The organism is Halorussus marinus (genome assembly GCF_004521895.1).
Lineage (GTDB): Archaea > Halobacteriota > Halobacteria > Halobacteriales > Haladaptataceae > Halorussus > Halorussus marinus.
This window is the reverse complement of the sequence record NZ_SBIR01000006.1, coordinates 80482-96799: the sequence shown is the minus strand read 5'-3', so window position 1 is coordinate 96799 and position 16318 is coordinate 80482. Positions and strand designations below refer to the sequence as shown.

15 protein-coding genes are annotated in these 16318 nt (G+C 68.7%); 8 read left to right on the top strand and 7 right to left on the bottom strand.

Annotated features, from left to right (window positions below):
• Positions 1 to 68: 68 nt before the first annotated feature.
• From EPL04_RS09265 to rnz, 5 genes are all read right to left on the bottom strand, one after another.
• A complete protein-coding gene (locus tag EPL04_RS09265; RefSeq protein WP_134671058.1) occupies positions 69 to 1049 on the bottom strand; it encodes a tyrosine--tRNA ligase in 981 nt (326 codons plus the stop codon).
• Between the two features lie 82 nt (positions 1050 to 1131).
• Complete coding sequence (locus EPL04_RS09260) at positions 1132 to 3129, bottom strand: DUF460 domain-containing protein (RefSeq protein WP_134671057.1); 1998 nt, start codon at positions 3127 to 3129, stop codon at positions 1132 to 1134.
• Between the two features lie 72 nt (positions 3130 to 3201).
• Complete coding sequence (locus EPL04_RS09255) at positions 3202 to 3978, bottom strand: nucleoside phosphorylase (protein ID WP_134671056.1); 777 nt, start codon at positions 3976 to 3978, stop codon at positions 3202 to 3204.
• Positions 3979 to 4091: 113 nt separating this feature from the next.
• Positions 4092 to 4664: a hypothetical protein gene (locus tag EPL04_RS09250; RefSeq protein WP_134671055.1), complete on the bottom strand. Its 573-nt coding sequence runs from the start codon at positions 4662 to 4664 to the stop codon at positions 4092 to 4094.
• A gap of 21 nt (positions 4665 to 4685) precedes the next feature.
• Positions 4686 to 5612 (bottom strand): ribonuclease Z, encoded by a 927-nt coding sequence (gene rnz, locus EPL04_RS09245; RefSeq protein WP_134671054.1) that lies wholly within the window; start codon positions 5610 to 5612, stop codon positions 4686 to 4688.
• A gap of 330 nt (positions 5613 to 5942) precedes the next feature.
• Between rnz and EPL04_RS09240 the strand changes: the two genes are divergently transcribed.
• The 4 genes from EPL04_RS09240 to EPL04_RS09225 all read left to right on the top strand — a co-directional run bounded on the left by EPL04_RS09240 (position 5943) and on the right by EPL04_RS09225 (position 10521).
• Positions 5943 to 7748 (top strand): DUF7282 domain-containing protein, encoded by a 1806-nt coding sequence (locus tag EPL04_RS09240; RefSeq protein WP_134671053.1) that lies wholly within the window; start codon positions 5943 to 5945, stop codon positions 7746 to 7748.
• Between the two features lie 73 nt (positions 7749 to 7821).
• A complete protein-coding gene (locus tag EPL04_RS09235) occupies positions 7822 to 8841 on the top strand; it encodes an AAA family ATPase (RefSeq protein WP_134671052.1) in 1020 nt (339 codons plus the stop codon).
• A gap of 133 nt (positions 8842 to 8974) precedes the next feature.
• Positions 8975 to 9871, top strand: coding sequence for a GAF domain-containing protein (locus tag EPL04_RS09230; RefSeq protein ID WP_134671051.1), 897 nt, complete (start codon positions 8975 to 8977; stop codon positions 9869 to 9871).
• A complete protein-coding gene (locus tag EPL04_RS09225) occupies positions 9868 to 10521 on the top strand; it encodes a DUF7504 family protein (protein WP_134671050.1) in 654 nt (217 codons plus the stop codon). Before EPL04_RS09230 ends, EPL04_RS09225 begins: the two co-directional genes overlap by 4 nt.
• Positions 10522 to 10528: 7 nt before the next feature.
• On the opposite strand, the gene EPL04_RS09220 is transcribed toward EPL04_RS09225, so the two are convergent.
• Entirely contained in the window at positions 10529 to 11527 is a 999-nt protein-coding gene (locus tag EPL04_RS09220; RefSeq protein ID WP_134671049.1) for a methyltransferase domain-containing protein, read from the bottom strand.
• A gap of 133 nt (positions 11528 to 11660) precedes the next feature.
• Between EPL04_RS09220 and EPL04_RS09215 the strand changes: the two genes are divergently transcribed.
• Positions 11661 to 12221 carry a TATA-box-binding protein gene (locus EPL04_RS09215; RefSeq protein ID WP_134671048.1) on the top strand — a complete coding sequence of 187 codons (561 nt, stop codon included), beginning with the start codon at positions 11661 to 11663 and terminating at the stop codon, positions 12219 to 12221.
• Between the two features lie 116 nt (positions 12222 to 12337).
• A complete protein-coding gene (locus EPL04_RS09210) occupies positions 12338 to 12685 on the top strand; it encodes a DUF7473 family protein (RefSeq protein WP_134671047.1) in 348 nt (115 codons plus the stop codon).
• Between the two features lie 15 nt (positions 12686 to 12700).
• Here the strand turns inward: EPL04_RS09210 and hisG are convergent, their stop codons facing one another.
• Positions 12701 to 13561 (bottom strand): ATP phosphoribosyltransferase, encoded by an 861-nt coding sequence (gene hisG, locus EPL04_RS09205; RefSeq protein WP_134671046.1) that lies wholly within the window; start codon positions 13559 to 13561, stop codon positions 12701 to 12703.
• A 118-nt stretch (positions 13562 to 13679) separates the two neighbouring features.
• On the opposite strand from hisG, the gene EPL04_RS09200 reads away from it, so the two are divergent.
• Together EPL04_RS09200 and EPL04_RS09195 are read left to right on the top strand one after the other, a co-directional pair.
• Positions 13680 to 14825, top strand: coding sequence for a peptidase (locus tag EPL04_RS09200; protein ID WP_134671045.1), 1146 nt, complete (start codon positions 13680 to 13682; stop codon positions 14823 to 14825).
• Between the two features lie 57 nt (positions 14826 to 14882).
• Entirely contained in the window at positions 14883 to 16181 is a 1299-nt protein-coding gene (locus tag EPL04_RS09195) for an amidohydrolase (RefSeq protein ID WP_134671044.1), read from the top strand.
• Positions 16182 to 16318: the final 137 nt, after the last annotated feature.

Genomic DNA, 16318 nt, shown 5'->3' with positions numbered 1-16318 from the left:
TGACGGAAACTTGAGTGCTTGGTGAAGCGAGCTTCTATACGCGAGCTGTTAGGACCGGGACGCGGCGGCTACTCTTCGAGCTCCCGGAGTTTCTCGCGGCCGGGCGCGACGAGTTCGTTCAGGTACTCGGCCAGCGCGCCTTTCGCGTCCGCGGGGTGGAGCTCGCCGCCCTCGAGGTCCGCCGCCAGCGACTCGTAGTCGTCGTACTCCAGATCCCCGCCGTACTCGTCGGGGCGCTCGACGACGACCGTCTCGAACCGCGGGAAGACGTGGTACCGGAAGATCTCCAGCACGGGGTTTTCGAGGTCGCCCTCGGGGTCGCGGGTCGGCGGACAGAACGCCGAGTTGACCTTCTCCGCTATGTCCTCGGGGCTGTCTTCCATCGAGATGGTGACGCCCGAACTGCTCGACATCTTCCCCTCGCCGGTCCCGAGGTCCGCGAGGATCGGCGTGTGGAGACACGGCCGGGCGTCGTAGCCGATCTCGGGCAACTCCTCGCGCATCAGCATGTGGACCTTCCGCTGGTCGAGGCCGCCGACCGCGAGGTCGAGATCGAGGTACTCGATGTCGAGCGCCTGCATCAGGGGGTAGACGACGTGGCTGACCTTCGCGGTCTCGTCGCCCTGAATCTCGGCCATCGCGCGCTGGGCGCGGTTGAGCGTGGTGTCGAGTTCGAGCTTGTGGAGGTCGAGGGCGTACTCCTCGTCGAGTTGGTACTCCGAGCCGTAGACGAACTCGGTCCGCTCGGCGTCGAGGCCGTACGCGAGGAACTGCTGGCGCATCTTCTCTGCGGTCTCCTCTATCTCCTCGAAACTCCCCTTCCCGTTGAGGTAGGCGTGGACGTCGGCCAGCAGGACCACGACCTCCATGCCGGCCTCCTGGAGGTCGATGAGCTTGTTCGCGGTGAGCATGTGGCCGATGTGGAGCACGCCCGACGGCTCGTAGCCGACGTACACCCGCTTGCCCTCGGGGGCCTCGGCGAGCTCGCGCACCTCCTCGTCGGTGACGACCTCGTCGGTGTTGCGCGCGATGAGTTCGTAGGTATCCATACGCGAGGAGTGTCCCGCCCGCGGCTTTAGCGTTCCGGGACCGTGCCGCGGGCTCTCGTGGCCGGCGGTCTCGTCCGCCGGGCTACTCCGCACGCGCGCCCGACGAATCGTACTCGCGGTCGGCGCGGTGCTCGCTGATGAGCTGATCGAGCTGATCGGCCTTTCGTTCTTTCCGGCGCTGTTCGGCGCGGTCCTCCCAGTCGTCGATCACCGCCTCGATCTCGCTCTCGCGGGCGACCGCGAGCTCGTCGACCTCCTGTATCGTCACGTCGTCTGCGGGCCCGACCGGGATCTCGCGGTCGAACAGGATCTCGTCGGCGACGTCCGAGAGCCCGCCCCGTCCGATCAACACGACCTCCGGGTCGACCTCCGCGAGCCGCTCGGCGGTCGATCGCCCCGCCCCGGAGGCATCACGGAGGTAGATCACGTCGTCGGTCGCCAGCCCGAAGCTCTCGTGGGCCGACTCGATGGCGCCTTTCGTGAACTTCGCGATCGGCTTGACCGGCGCGAGCCCGGCTTTCTTCTCGGAGACGTCGCTGAAGTTCGAGTGGTCGAGCTTCCAGAGCTGTTTGAGCCGGTCGAGCTTCCCCTCCAGTTGCTCGATCTCGGTCTCGCGCTCGTCGAGTTCGCGCTCCAGTCGCTCGTTCTCGCGTTCGAGTCTGGTGACGGTCCGGCGCTCGCGGGCCTCCCGGCGCTCCTCGCGTCTGGCCTCCGAGAGCTCTTGTTCTAACTCCTCGATCCGGTCGTCTTTCTCCGCGACGGTGTCGTCGAGCTCCTCGACGTGGGCTTCGAGGCGCTCGACCTGCGACTCCAGTTGCTTGATGCGCTTTTCCTCGGCGGTGAGCTCGCGGGGCGTGTGCTCGGTCGTCTCTTCCTCGGAGTCGTCGTCCTCGAGCAGGTCGGCCAGCGCGGTCTCGACGGTGTCCTCGCCCGCGACCACGCGTGCGGTCACCTCCCCGCGGTCGACGTTCGGCGGGATCTTCTCGACGATGCGGTCGAACTGGTCCTCGTGGTCGTCGAACGCGTACAGCGCCGCCGCCATCGCGTCGCGCTCGTGGTCGTTGTCGTAGTCGTGCTCGCGGGTCCGGTGTTGCTTCTCGTCGATCGGGAGGTCCGAGGTCGGCTCCCACCCGGCGGCGTCGAAGCTCCGGCGGATCTTCTCGACGGTCTCGGGCATCGGCTCGACGTCGGCGGCCACCACGATCGGCCGGCCGCGCTCGATGATCCACTCGATGACCGCGGCGGTGTCGGCGGTGCGGGTGCTGAGCACGTCCAGCACGTTCCCGTCGAGGTCGGTGATCGCGACCGCCGTGGTCGTGCCCGGGTCGATCCCGACGAGGACGTGGTCCCGGCGCTTCGCGAGGGGTTCGAACTCGATGCCGTCGCGCCGGACGCGCTCGACTTCGACCCGGACGTCGCCCGACCGGCGGTTCGAGACCGGGATGTCCTCCGGGCGGGCCTCGACGGTGAAGACCGCGTTCGAGAGCCCGCCGTACTTCTCGGTCGCGTCCCGCTCGTAGTCGAGGCCCGCGCCGTCGAGTTCGCTCTCGATCTCCCTCGCTCGTTTCCGGACCGCGCCGTGGATCCGGCGAGTGTAGCGGTCCTCGGACCACCCGCCCTTTCCGGTCGAACGCCCGCGCGAGACCTTGATCTCGGTCGTGTCGGCGAACGCCGACACCTCGTGGCCGACGTTGCCCGCCGCGAGTCGGGCGGCCGCCTCGGCCTCGGCCATCGGTTTCTTGTCGTAGGGGACCCCGTGGCGGGAGGCGACCCGCGAGAGGGGTTCGGGTCGCTCGGCGCCGGTGACCTGTACGAGCCGCGTCCCGTCGGGGAGCTCGCTCAGGAAGTGGACGAGCGCGTCCTTGTCGGGCGCGAGCTCGTACATGTTGTCGGTCGCCACGAGCGCGGGCTCCTCGCGCTCGATGAGCCGCCGGAGCTTCCGGTGGCTGACCACGTCGCGGTCGACGTTCTCGCCGTCGAACGCGACGACGGCGTACGACGGGGCGTCACCCCTCACGTCCCCGCTCTGAACGTCGACGCCGAAAACGAGCGTGTCGAGCGCACTCGTACGCGTGTTCACGCCGACGGGTAGGGTCCCGCCGAATATAAATCCGGCGCGGGGCCGGGGTTTCGACGGCGCGAACGCGGACCGTCACTCCGTGCGGTCCGCGAGTATCTCGGCGGCCGCGTCGCCGAGCCGCCGCATGTCGTCCTCGGTCAGGTGAAACTTCGGCTCCCACTCGGCGGTGCCGAGGTAGTCGCTCACGACGAACATCGCCGCGGCGTCGACCCCGCGGTGGGCGGCCACGGTGAACACCGCCGACGCCTCCATCTCCACGGTGAGGACGCCCTCGCTCGCGTACGATTCGACCTCCCGGACGGTCTCGCGGTAGATCGCGTCGGTGGTCCACGACGGGCCGACGCGGTACGGCTCGTCTCGGTCGGCCAGCGTTCGGGTGATCCGATCGAACAGCGGTTCGGTCGGGCGGGCGAACTTCGCGGACTCCGCGTAGTGATGCGAGGTACCCTCGTCGCGGATCGCGCGATCGCAGACGATGAACTCGCCCATCTCGACGTCGTCCTGCAGACACCCCGCGAACCCGACTGAGAGGAACGCCTCGACGCCGTCGGCGGCGAGCTCCTCCACCATCATCGCCGCGGTGGGCGCGCCGATGCCGAAGTTCCCCATCACTCCGACGCGCCCGTCGAACTCGTCGAAGACGTAGAGATCGCCGTAGTAGGAGTCGACCTCGCGCCCGTCACGCGCGTCGGTCAGGTACTCCATCAACCCCCTGCTGTAGCAGAGGACGACCGCCTCGGGCACCGCCGGTGGGCCGGCGTCGGACTGGTCATCTCTGTACTCCACGCTCTTTTCGGGGGTGATGACGGCGTCCCCGCGGTGCTTGTCGGCGACGTTCGGGAAGGGCATTCTGTCAACCGACCGATTGTGCGGGCGCGATAAGTCCTTTACTCCGGTGTGAGGTGAGCTAACGTCCCGAACCGAGGGCCCACGCTACGCCGCCAGAGAAACGACGCGGGGAGCTACGTCGCGGTCTGCCTCTCCGAGAGTCGTTCGGCGACGGCCGCCCCGACTGCGCCGCCGAGGCCGCCGAGAAGCCCGAGGACGGCGGGTGCGACCGCGCCCGCGATGGCGACGACGCCGCCGAGCGCGGGCCGAATCGTGAACGACTCGTAGATCGCGACGTAGAGCACGAGGAGCCCGCCGACGCCGCCGCCGTACGTCCCATGCCAGAGCCCGCTCGCCGGCGACGCCGTCGTCGCGCCGACGACCGCCCCGACGAGCGCGCCGATACCGAGATACCCCGCGAGCGGGACGCGACCGGCAAGCGGCGGGGACGACGCGAGGACGAACAGGCCGGCGAACGCGCAGGCCACGGCGGCGACCGGTCGGAACGCGGTGCGGTCGGGCTTCCCGACGACCGCGTCGATCGCCGAGAGGAGCGCGAGCACGACCGCCCCGCCGAGGCCGAACGACAGCGCCGCGATGGCGCCGCCGTCGGGACCGGCGGTCGCGTACCCCAGTCCGCCGGCGGCGAGCGCTCCGATCAGTCCGGCGCGGGCGACGGTGTCGGGGTTCACGGTCAGGTCGCTCACACCGAGGCGAAATAAAACCAGCTACGCGTCGGGGAACGGAACCTCCCGGACTTCGCCGTCCTCGGGGACGAACGCCTCGCCGTCGAACGCCTCGCGGGCCTCTCGGAGGTGGTCGGAGACGTCCCCGCCGTACCGCGAGGAGATGTGGGTGAGCGCGAGCCGGACGACGCCGGCCTCGGCGGCGAGTTCGGCGGCCTGGCGCGCGGTCGAGTGGCCGGTCTTTCGCGCGCGCTCGATCCGATCGTCGGCGAAGGTGGCCTCGTGGACCAGCATGTCGGCGCCCTCGGCGACCGCCGCGACGTCGTCGCTCGGTCGAGTGTCGCCGGTGTAGACGAACCGGCGGCCGGGCCGGGGGTCGCCGACGACCTGCTCGGGCCGAACGACGGTGCCGTCCTCGAGCTCGACCGGCTCGCCGTCGTGGAGCCGAGAGAACGCCGGGCCGACGGGGACCCCGAGCTCCTCGGCGCGCTCGCGATCGAACCGCCCCTTGCGGTCGTCCTCGACGAGCGCGTAGCCGATCGAGTTGGCGTCGTGGTCGGTGCGGAACGCCCGGACCTCGTAGTCGTCGCGTCGGACCGCGACCTCCCCGGGTTCGACGCCGTAGACGTGGACCGGATACGACGGCTGGTTGCCCGCGGCGTGGACGAGCGACTCGATCTCGGCCTCGGTCCCCGCGGGCGCGTAGACGGTGAGCGGGGCCTCCCGGTCGTTGAAGTCCCACGTCTGGACGAGCCCCGGGAGCCCGAGTACGTGGTCGCCGTGGAGGTGGGTGACGAACACGTCCGAGACCGTGAACCCGGTCCCGAACCGCATCATCTGTCGCTGGGTCCCCTCGCCGGCGTCGAACAGCAACCGGTCGCCCTCCCGGTTTACCATGACGGCGCTCAGATTCCGCTCTGTCGTCGGCACTGCCCCGCCGGTTCCGAGAAAGGTCACTCGCATCGACATCCTCGGCGGAGGTACGGCGACGACGCGGAAAGCGCCTTCGAAACGGCCCCCGCATCGGACAGATTGAATCGGTGGAAACAACGCGTTACGACCGCGCGCACGCTCGCGGAACTCTCGAATACTCCCTGCCTACCCGGTCGTATCTCGCTGTTACGCGTGTGAACAGTCGTTTCCGTTTATTCGCGGTCTCGTCGTTCGCTTTCGTGCGGACTGGGGGTTACAATGACACGCGACACAAAGACTATTAGCGCTGTGTTCATGGCCGTCCTTCTCGTCCTCGCGAGCGGGACAGCGGTATCACTCGCGGCGACGGATACCGGAAGTACGGCTGTGGGGGCAACAGACGCGTTACAGGAGACGACAGAGGAACCGACGACCGAAGCAGTCGACGAAGAGACGACTGAGTCGGCCGGCGAAGAGACCACCGCGGCGGCGGAAGCCGCGGCGAGCGTCACGATCAACGATCAGGAGTCCGACGGCGAGCAGATCGTCATCGACTCCGTGACGATGGACGAGGGCGGCTTCGTCGCGATTCACGACGAGACGCTCCTCGAGGGCGACGCTCTCGGTAGCGTCGTCGGCAACTCCGTCTACCTCGAACCGGGAACCCACGAGAACGTGACCGTCACGCTCGCCCGGCCCATCGAGGAGACTCAGACGCTCATCGCCATGCCGCACTACGACACGAACGAGAACGAGGTCTACGACTTCGTGATCGCCAGCGGTGGGGCCGACGGCCCGTACGTCGCTGACGACGAGCCCGTGGTCGCGCAGGCGACCGTGAGCGTCGGTGCGGAAGAGCCCGCCGAGACCGAGACTGAGACAGAGGAGCCGGTGGAGACTGAGACAGAGGAGCCGGTGGAGACTGAGACAGAGGAGCCGGTGGAGACTGAGACCGAGGAACCGGCCGAAACAGAGACTGAAGAGCCGGCCGAAACAGAGACTGAAGAGCCGGCCGAAACAGAGACTGAAGAGCCGGCCGAAACAGAGACTGAAGAGCCCGCCGAGGAGCCGAGCGAACAGCAGCAGCTCGTGTTCAAAATCGAGCAGATGAACATCGACCGCTGGTCGTTCGTCGCCGGCGACGAGGAGACTCCCGACCGGACCGAGACCGTCAGCGACATCACGATCGTCGACCGCCGCGTCGAGATCAACCTCTCCGAGCTGATGCAACAGCAGGCTCAGATGACCGACCAGCAGCAACTCACGACTCAGGACCCCGAGGAGGTCCAAGAGCAACTGCAGGAGAACCTCTCGCAGGATCTCGAAACGGTCCGGTTCGTCATCGAGGACGTGACCGTCGAGAACGTCACGTTCGTGATCACGGCGCCCGAGGACATGGAGATGCCCGCGCCGCCCGCCGAGATGGAGACCGAGACCACGACGGAAGAGGAAGCCGAGGAGACGACCGAGGCAGAGGAGACGACTGAGGAAGAAGTCGAAGAGACGACCGAGGCAGAAGAGACGACTGAAGAGGAAGCTGAGGAGACAACCGAAGAGGAAGCCGAGGAGACGACTGAAGAGGAAGCAGAAGAGACAACTGAAGAGGAAGCAGAAGAGACAACTGAAGAGGAAGCCGAGGAGACAACCGAAGAGGAAGCAGAAGAGACAACTGAAGAGGAAGCCGAGGAGACGACCGAGGCAGAAGAGACGACTGAGGAAGAAGTCGAAGAGACGACCGAGGCCGATCTCGAATCGTTCGACGTCTCGGAACTCGACGCCCCCGAGAGCGCTGAGGTCGGCGACACCATCACCGTGAGCGCCGTCGTGACCAACCCGAACGACGTCGAAGCCAGTCAGGACGTGGCCTTCCGCCTCGAAGGCGACGTCGTCGAGAGTAAGGCCGTCACGATCGCGGCCGACGACGAGACGACCGTGACCTTCGAGATCGACACGTCCGAACTTGCGGCCGGCGAGTACATCCACGGCGTCTACACCGACGAGTTCGGTGAACTGGGGATCATCGCGCTGAACGAACCGACCGCCGAGGAGACGACCGAGGTCGCAGAGACCGAGACGCCGACCGAACACGAGGAGACGACCGAAGTCGTCGAGACCGAGACGCCGACTGAAACCGAGGAGACCTCTACCATCGTCGTCGAGACGATGACTGAGACGACCGAATCCGAGGCCTGACGACCGGCGCCTCTCTTTTCGCCGCCGCGAGCAACCGACCGATTCTTACCTGCTGGCTCCCTACTCGCGGGTAATGGACGCGCCGCTGTGGACCGAGACGTACGCGCCCGACCTCGCCGACCTGCCGCAGGCCGAGGTCAGGGAGTACCTCCAGAAGGCCGTCGAGGAGCCGATCAACCTCGTGCTGTACGGGCCCTCCGGCGCGGGCAAGACCGCCGCGGTCCGGGCGCTGGCCCGCGAGGCCCACGAGGACCCCGACAACGACCTCGTCGAGATCAACGTCGCGGACTTTTTCGGGATGACGAAAAAGGAGATCGCGTCGGACCCGCGGTTCGCGTCGTTCATCGACAGCAAGCGCCGGCGAAACTCCTCGAAAGCCGACCTCATCAACCACGTTCTCAAGGAGTCGGCGAGTTACTCGCCGGTCTCGGGGGCGTACAAGACCGTCGTGCTCGACAACGCCGAGGCCATCCGCGAGGACTTCCAGCAGGCGCTCCGGCGGGTGATGGAGCGCCACCACGAGGCGACCCAGTTCGTCATCACCACTCGCCAGCCCACGAAGCTCATCCCGCCGATCAAGTCCCGGTGTTTCCCGGTCGCGGTTCGGGCCCCGACTCCCGACGAGATCGTGGCGGTCCTCGAACGCATCGTCGAGGCCGAGGGCGTCGAGTACGACCGCAAGGGCCTGGAGTTCGTCGCCGGCTACGCCGAGGGCGACCTCCGGGAGGCCATCCTCGGCGCCCAGACCACCGTCGAGACAGAGGGCGAACTCACCCGGACGGCCGCCTTCGAGGTCCTCCGGGACGTCGGCGTCGAGAGCGACGTCGAGGAGATGCTCGACGCCGCGGAGGCCGGGGAGTTTCAGGACGCCCGCAAGACGCTCGACGACCTGCTGGTCGACGAGGGGTACAGCGGCGAGGAGGTGCTCCACGAGATCCTCGATCTGGCTCACTCGGGGCGATACGCCGGCGACGACCTCGCGGAGTTGACGGTGCTCGCCGGCGAGATCGACGCCGATCTCGCCGACGGGACCAGCGACCGGGTCCACGTCGGCCACCTGCTCGCGGAACTCGGGGCGGCCACCGAGGCGTGAGCGCGGCGGCGCCCGCGTTCCCTAAGTGAACGCCGGTCGTCCTACGGCTACTCTTCGGCCAACCGGCGGTTGAATCTTACTTCTGATAATTGGGAACGAAGAATTATACTAGCGGAGTCGAAGGCCTCGTTAAATGGTAGACCAGACCGTTCTCTGCATCGGCGCGGACGACGATGTCGAGGATATGGCGGCGGCGCTCGACGAAGAGGCCGATCTCGCTCCGATCGCCCGGACCTCGGTGGCCGAGGCCACCGCGTTTCTCGACACCGAGTCGGTCGCGGCGGTCGTGACCGAGTACGAACTGTCGGACGGCACGGGTCTCGACGTCGTCGACGCGATCCGCGATCACGCACCGCAGACGCCCTGCGTCCTCTACACAGACGTCTCTCCGAGCGACATCGACACCGCGTCGTTCGAGGACGCCATCGTCGAGTACCTCAACCGGGACCTCCCCGACGCGGCCGACCGACTCGGGTTCGTGGTGGACGACGTCATCGCTCACAGCGCACAGGTCGGGTTCCTCGTCCCCGACGACGAGGACTCCCGGCTCGCGGCGCTCGACTCCTACGATGTCGACGACCTCCCGATCGAGGAGAGCTTCGACCGCCTGACGGACCTCATTTCGAGCCACTTCGACACCGCGGTCGCGTTCATCGGTCTCATCGACGAGCAGGAAGAAGACATCCTCGCCTGTACGGGCGGCGACTGGGATTCGATCACCCGCGAGGAGACGATCTGCACCCACAGCATGCTCCAGGAGGACGTGATGGTCGTCGAGGACATCAGCGAGGACAAGCGCTTCGCCCAGAACCAACAGCTCCACGACCTCGGAATCGTCTCTTACGCCGGCGCGAACATGACGACCCCGGAGGGCCAGACCATCGGGCAGGTGTGTCTCATCGACCACGAGCGCCGGTCGTACTCCCCCGAACAGCGGGCGCAACTCCAGCAGTTCGCCGAGACCGCGATGGAGATCCTCGAACTCCGTCAGTCGCTTCTGGAGGCCTCCGACGCGGAGGTGGCGCCATGAGCCTCACCGAGACGGCCCAGTTCGAGATCCCGAATCTCCCGCTGGCCGCGTTCGAGGACGGGACGAGCGTCCTGTTGACCGGCGACGACACTGACCTCCTCGAATCGGTCTTCTACCGGCTCGTCGCCGCCCGGGAGGACGAGCGCTCGCTCGTGCTGGCGACCGAGGCCTCCGGTCGAGCGGTCAACCGCGGTCTCGACGGCGCGGCCGACGGCGCCAGCGATCGGTCGGCGGTCCTCACCTGCGCCGGCCCCGACGCGGCCGAGAACGTCACCGGCGTCGACGATATCGCCGACCTGACGGGGCTCGGGATGCAGTTCTCGACGCTGGTGGCCGACTCTCAGGCGACGACCGGTCGGCTCCGCGCGGGTATCCTGCTGTGTTCGAGCATCTGCGCCGCGGTCGACGACACGCGGTCGGTCTACCGGTTTCTCAACTCGAATCTGCTCAGCCAACTCCGGCGCAACGAGGCGGTCGGCGTCTGCGCGCTCGACACCAGCGCCGACATCGGGACCAACGTCGACAGCTTCCTCGCCGGCATGAAAGCCTCGTTCACGGGCCGCATCGACGTCGAGGCGGACGGCCCCGGGCGGGCGATCCTCCACGTCTCGGGCCTCGGAGACGACCGGTCGGTCGAGGTCTCGCTGTAACCGTCGATCACGGGGGCCCCGACTCGCCGTCGAGCACGACGACGTGTCGGTCCAGCGATCGGTGGACTCGGCGCTCGAATTCGGCTTCGACGGTCCAGCCGACGTCGCGGGCCTCGCTCGCCCACGACCGGTCGCCGACCACGACCGCGCGGTCGGCCACCCGGCGAGCCTCCGCGAGCGCGCCCGCAACGAGGTCGTCGAGATCGAGGTTAGCGATCTTCGACTGGCGGCCGTACGGGGCGTCGAACACGACGGCGTCGATCGCGCCGTCGGGGAACGGGAGGTGGGTCGCGTCGCCCTGCACGGTCGCCCACTCGCCCGTCGCCCGGTCGTCGGCGCCGAGATACCGATCGAGGTTCCGGGCCGCGCCCCGGGCCATCTTGCGCTGGGCGTCGGCGCCGTAGGCGCTCGCGCCCGCGAGCCCGGCCTCGATGAGCACGCCGCCGGTGCCACACATCGGATCGAGCACCGTCGCGCCGGGCCGCGCGCCGGCGACGTTGACCAGTGCGCGCGCCAACAGCGGGTCCATCCCGCCGGGCTGGAAGAAGGGCCGGTCGGTCGGTTTGCGGGTCCCGTAGTCGCGCACGCTCTCGGCTTCGAGCCACCCCACAACGCACGTCTCCCCGGCGAACACCGCCCGGAGCTCGTGGTCCGGGTCGTCGAGGTCGACCGCGTAGCCCCGATCGACGAGCGCCTGTCCGAGCGCGCGCTCGGCGCGCTGGGTGTCGACTTCGGCGGTGTCGCGGACGGTCCGGGCTCGGACCGCGACGGTGCCCTCGCGGTCGAGGCCGGCGGCGTCCACGAGCGTCCGGGCCGACGCCACACTGGCGTCGGTCCGCCCGACCACCTCGATCGCGCGGCGGGTGTAGGCGAGGTTCCGAACCCGGTCGGTGACCGTCGTCGCGGTCGCCACCCCCGGCGCGATCACCTCGACGCCGGTCGCTGCGCTGGCGGCCTCGGCGGCGGCGAACCGATCGTCCTCTCCGGCGAACTCCAGGGCGTACACGGGCTATCGGAGTCGGTCTCCCGACTTGGGGGTTTCGGCTTTCGTCCTCCGCGGGAGCATAAAAACCGGCAATCGACGTGTCAGTGGGGAGTACCAACCTTTATAAGCCTTAAATACGACATTTAAGTCGCATATGACCGACCCAAAGGAGACCATCAACATTGAAAACGTGGTCGCCTCCACCGGAATCGGGCAGGAACTCGACCTCCAGAGCGTGGCCATGGACCTGGAAGGCGCCGACTACGACCCGGAGCAGTTCCCCGGTCTCGTCTATCGGACCCAGAACCCCAAGTCCGCGGCGCTCATCTTCCGGTCGGGCAAGATCGTCTGTACCGGCGCCAAGAGCACCGCCGACGTCCACGAGAGCCTCGAGATCGTCTTCGACAAGCTCCGAGAGCTCCAGATCGACGTGAACGAGGACCCCGAGATCGTCGTCCAGAACATCGTGACCTCCGCGGACCTCGGTCGCAACCTCAACCTCAACGCCATCGCGATCGGCCTCGGCCTGGAGAACATCGAGTACGAGCCCGAGCAGTTCCCCGGTCTCGTCTACCGGCTCGACGAACCGGAAGTCGTCGCGCTCCTGTTCGGGTCGGGCAAGCTCGTGATCACCGGCGGCAAGAAGCCCGAAGACGCCGAGCAGGCGGTCGACAAGATCGTCTCGCGACTCGAAGACCTCGGCCTGCTCGAATAGCGCGCCCGACCGAACGGTTCACGACTCCTTTCTGTGGCGTCGCGCTCCCCCGACGGTCGGCCGGCGCGACCGCGCCGAACCGGCAGTCACAAACCGTCCGCGTCCAAGGTCCGAACATGGCAGTCCCGGTCGTCGCACTGGTCGGTACGTTCCTGTTGACCGTGCTGTTTTACGCCGTAACCGCCCACCTCGCCGCCCGATACGTGCTCGGGGGCGTCCCGTTCGTCCGGGCGCTCGCGGTCGGAGTCGTCCCGGCGGTGATCTCGTTCGCCCTCCAGGCCTACCAGAACCCGGGCGTCATCATCGTCCTCGCGCTCGCCGCGGACTTTTTCGCCATCCGGGCGATCTACCGGCTCCGGTACCGGACTGCGGGGCTGGTCGCGGTCGCCCACTACACCCTGAGCGCGATCCTCGGCATCACGATCTTCAATCTCGTGCGACTGCTCTCGACCGCCCCGACGTGACCTCCCGACTCGGCGTCACTCCACCAGTCGCTCGATCTCGGTGACGAGGATCCCGCTCGCGCCGACCGACTTGAGATCGTTGATGGTCTCGAACACGTCGCGCTCGTCGACGACCGCGTGGACCGCGACCGTCTCGTCGCCGTCGGTCTCGCCCTCGACGTTCATCACGGTCGGGCCGCCCAGTCCCGGGATCACGTCCCGGACCTCGTCGAGGCGGTCTTCGGGCGCGTTCATCATCAGATAGCGCTTGCCGTCGGCCGACAGCACCGACCGGAGCGCCATCACGACCTGTTCGACCTTCGGGTCGTCGACCGCGTCCTCGCGGGCGAACAGGTAGACCGAACTCGACAGCACCTCGTCGACGACCGCGAGCCGATTGACCTTGAGGGTGGTGCCCGTGGAGGTGATGTCGATGATGGCGTCGGCCATCTCGACGTGGGGCGTGAGTTCGGTCGCGCCGCTGACCTCCACGATGTCGGGGTCGACCCCCTGCTCGTCGAAGTACCGCCGGGCGACGTTGGGGAACTCGGTGGCGACGGTCTTGCCCGCCAGATCGACGACGGCCTCGATGTCGCCGTCCTCCGGGGCGGCGAGCACGAGCCGACACCGGCCGAACTCCAGGTCGAGTAGCTCCTCGACGTTGCCGGGGTCGGCCTCCCGGACCTGATCGAGCCCCGTGATCCCGGCGTCGGCCGCGCCGTCGCTGACGTACTCGGGAATGTCGGCCGCCCGGGCGAACAGCAGGCTCACCTCGGGGTCGACCGTGTCTGCGTAGAGCTTGCGGTCCGCGCCGTCGACGGCGTGGAGCCCGGCGCGTTCGAGCAGTTCCATCGACGGCTCGTGGAGTCGGCCCTTGTTCGGGACGGCGATTCGCATACGAGCACTGTCGGACTCCGGGGGCAACTACCTTTTCATCCGCGCCGTTCGGGACCGCGAGACGGGCCGAACGCGAGCGATGGAAACGAATTTGGCGGCGGGCTGACGAGACCGGCGTATGGCTTCGCTCCTCCCGTCCGTCGGTCCGCTGGCGGCGGTCGCGGCCGTCTCTGTCGCCTCGTTCGCGGCGCTCCGACTCGTCGCGTGGTGGGCGACGAAGGCCCCGCCCAAGCGCGCGATGGCCCGCATCCGCCGGGCGCTGGCCGTCGGACTCCCGGCGACCGGACTCGCCGCGCTGTTCGCGGCGCTCGCGACCGACGCGCTCGAACTGACCGATACCGCGATCCGCGCCGCGAGCCCGTTTCTCGCGGCGTCGCCGATCGGAGCCGTGCTGACGTGGGCTCCGACGCTCGCCGGCGTCGTCGTCGCCGTGGTCGCGGGCTACCTCGGCGCGTTCCCGTCCGTCCGAGCGCTCAGGGACGCAGAGCTGTCGGCGGCCGCCGCCGCGCTCGGGCTCGGGCGGTGGCTCGCGGTCTTTCTGGGTCTCGTGGTGGCGGCCGTCGGCTCGCTGAGCCTCCTCCCGTCGGGGCTCCTGCGCGCGACCGGTCCCCTGTTGGGCGTTCTCGTCGCGGCGATCGCGGTTCTGCTCGCGGCCCAGCCGCGGCTCGTCGGCCTGTTTCGCTCGACCCGGGCCCCGACCGACGCCGAGCGCGACCGGCTCGACCGGCTCGCAGATCGCGCCGGCCTCTCGCCGCGGTCGGTCGCGATCATGGAACTCGACGGCGATCCGACCGCGACGGCGATGCTCGCGGGACTGCCCGGCCGCCGCCACCTGTTGGTCACCGACTACCTGCTCGACCGGTTCGACGACGACGTCGTCGCGGCCGTGCTCGCGAGCCGAGCCGGCCGCGCCCGGCGGTACTACCGCGAGTACAAACTCCTCGTGGTCCTGATCGGTGCCGGGGTGGCGATCGGCGCCCTCTCGGGCGACGTGAGCGCGCTGGCCGACCTCGGAACGCTCCCGTTCGTCGGGCTGTACGGCGGCCTGCTGGTCGCGCTCGCGGCCGTCGGCAAGCGACTCGTCTTCGCGGCCGACGACGACGCGGTCGACCGCGTCGGCGCCGAGACCTACGCCGAGGCGCTCGAAGCGATCGCGGACGAACACCGGCTGAGCTACGAGTCGGGCCGGCTCGCCGCGCTCGTCGCGATGCGGCCCCCGCTTGGCGACCGGCTCGATCGGCTCTGGGGACGATTCGAGGACTGACCGCCCCGCGCGACCGAACCCGATGGATTGACACGCCGCCCGCGTGAACCCCGAGCCATGACGACGCTCCGAATCGCGGGCGGACGGGTCCTCCGACCCGATCTGACCGTCGAGCGAGCCGACGTGGTGGTCGATCAGGACGACGGGACGATCGCGGCGGTCGGCGATCCCGAGTCGGTGCCGGCGGGCGACGAGCGCCTCGACGCCGGCGACTCGCTGGTGATTCCCGGCCTCGTGAACGCCCACACGCACGTCGCGATGACGCTCCTGCGGGGGTACGCAGACGACAAGGAACTCGACGCGTGGCTCCGGGAGGACATCTGGCCCGTCGAGGCCGCGCTCACCGGAGACGACGTCCGGGCCGGCACCGAACTCGGGCTCGTCGAGATGATCCGGTCGGGCACGACCGCGTTCGCGGACATGTACTTCCACGTCCCCGAGATCGCCGCGGCCGTCGAGGAGGCTGGACTGCGCGCCCGCCTCGGCCACGGCGTGGTCACGGTCGGCAAAGACGAGGCCGACGCCCGCGAGGACCTCGAAACGAGCCTCGACGTCGCGCGGGAGTTCGACGGGGCGGCCGACGGTCGGGTTCGGACCGCGTTCATGCCACACAGCCTCACCACCGTCGGCGAGGCGTTCCTCCGTGAGTACACCGCCGAGGCTCGGGCGGCCGACGTGCCGGTCCACTACCACGCCAACGAGACCGCCGACGAGGTCGAGCCGATCGTCGACGAGCGCGGCGAGCGCCCGCTCGAATACGCCCGCGACTGTGAGATGACCGGCGACTCGGCGTTCGTGGCCCACGGCGTCCACGTCGACGAGGCGGAGATCGAACTGCTCGCCGAAACCGGGACGGGCGTCGTCCACTGTCCGGCCTCGAACATGAAGCTCGCGAGCGGGATGGCGCCGGTCCAGCGGTTGCTCGACGCGGGCGTGGGCGTCGGGCTCGGGACGGACGGGGCGGCCTCGAACAACGACCTCGACCTGTTCGACGAGATGCGCGACGCCGCGATGGTCGGCAAGCTCGCCGCGAACGACGCCAGCGCGGTGCCGGCCGAGCGCGTCGTGGAGATGGCGACGCTCGGCGGCGCCGACCTGCTCGGGTTCGACGGCGGTCGGATCGAGGCGGGCGCGAACGCCGACCTCGCGGTCGTGGATCTGGCGGCCGCCCACCTCACGCCCCGCCACGACCTCGTGAGCCACCTCGTCTACGCGGCCCGCGGGTCGGACGTGCGCCACACCGTCTGTGACGGCGAGGTGCTGATGCGCGACCGGGAAGTCCTGCCCCTCGACGCCGACGCGGTTCGGGCCCGGGCCGAGGAGCGAGCGGCCGCGGCGGTCGAGCGCGCCGAGTGATCTCGCGGCACTGTCAGGTCGACGGAAACGCGCCGTTGAACGATCAAAGATAAACGATCAGAACTATTTTTAAACCGTCTCAGCGGATTTGTGGCTCTCTCGTCGTCGCGGTGAACGGTCCGAACCAATTGTACGGC

Bases quoted from the DNA above. Each gene is read 5' to 3' on its own strand.
- EPL04_RS09215 (WP_134671048.1), top strand. From the start codon at position 11,661: ATGACCGACCCAAAGGAGACCATCAACATTGAAAACGTGGTCGCCTCC.
- hisG (WP_134671046.1), bottom strand. From the start codon at position 13,561: ATGCGAATCGCCGTCCCGAACAAGGGCCGACTCCACGAGCCGTCGATG.
- EPL04_RS09200 (WP_134671045.1), top strand. From the start codon at position 13,680: ATGGCTTCGCTCCTCCCGTCCGTCGGTCCGCTGGCGGCGGTCGCGGCC.
- EPL04_RS09225 (WP_134671050.1), top strand. From the start codon at position 9,868: ATGAGCCTCACCGAGACGGCCCAGTTCGAGATCCCGAATCTCCCGCTG.
- EPL04_RS09265 (WP_134671058.1), bottom strand. From the start codon at position 1,049: ATGGATACCTACGAACTCATCGCGCGCAACACCGACGAGGTCGTCACC.
- EPL04_RS09235 (WP_134671052.1), top strand. From the start codon at position 7,822: ATGGACGCGCCGCTGTGGACCGAGACGTACGCGCCCGACCTCGCCGAC.
- EPL04_RS09230 (WP_134671051.1), top strand. From the start codon at position 8,975: ATGGTAGACCAGACCGTTCTCTGCATCGGCGCGGACGACGATGTCGAG.
- EPL04_RS09210 (WP_134671047.1), top strand. From the start codon at position 12,338: ATGGCAGTCCCGGTCGTCGCACTGGTCGGTACGTTCCTGTTGACCGTG.
- EPL04_RS09195 (WP_134671044.1), top strand. From the start codon at position 14,883: ATGACGACGCTCCGAATCGCGGGCGGACGGGTCCTCCGACCCGATCTG.
- EPL04_RS09255 (WP_134671056.1), bottom strand. From the start codon at position 3,978: ATGCCCTTCCCGAACGTCGCCGACAAGCACCGCGGGGACGCCGTCATC.
- rnz (WP_134671054.1), bottom strand. From the start codon at position 5,612: ATGTCGATGCGAGTGACCTTTCTCGGAACCGGCGGGGCAGTGCCGACG.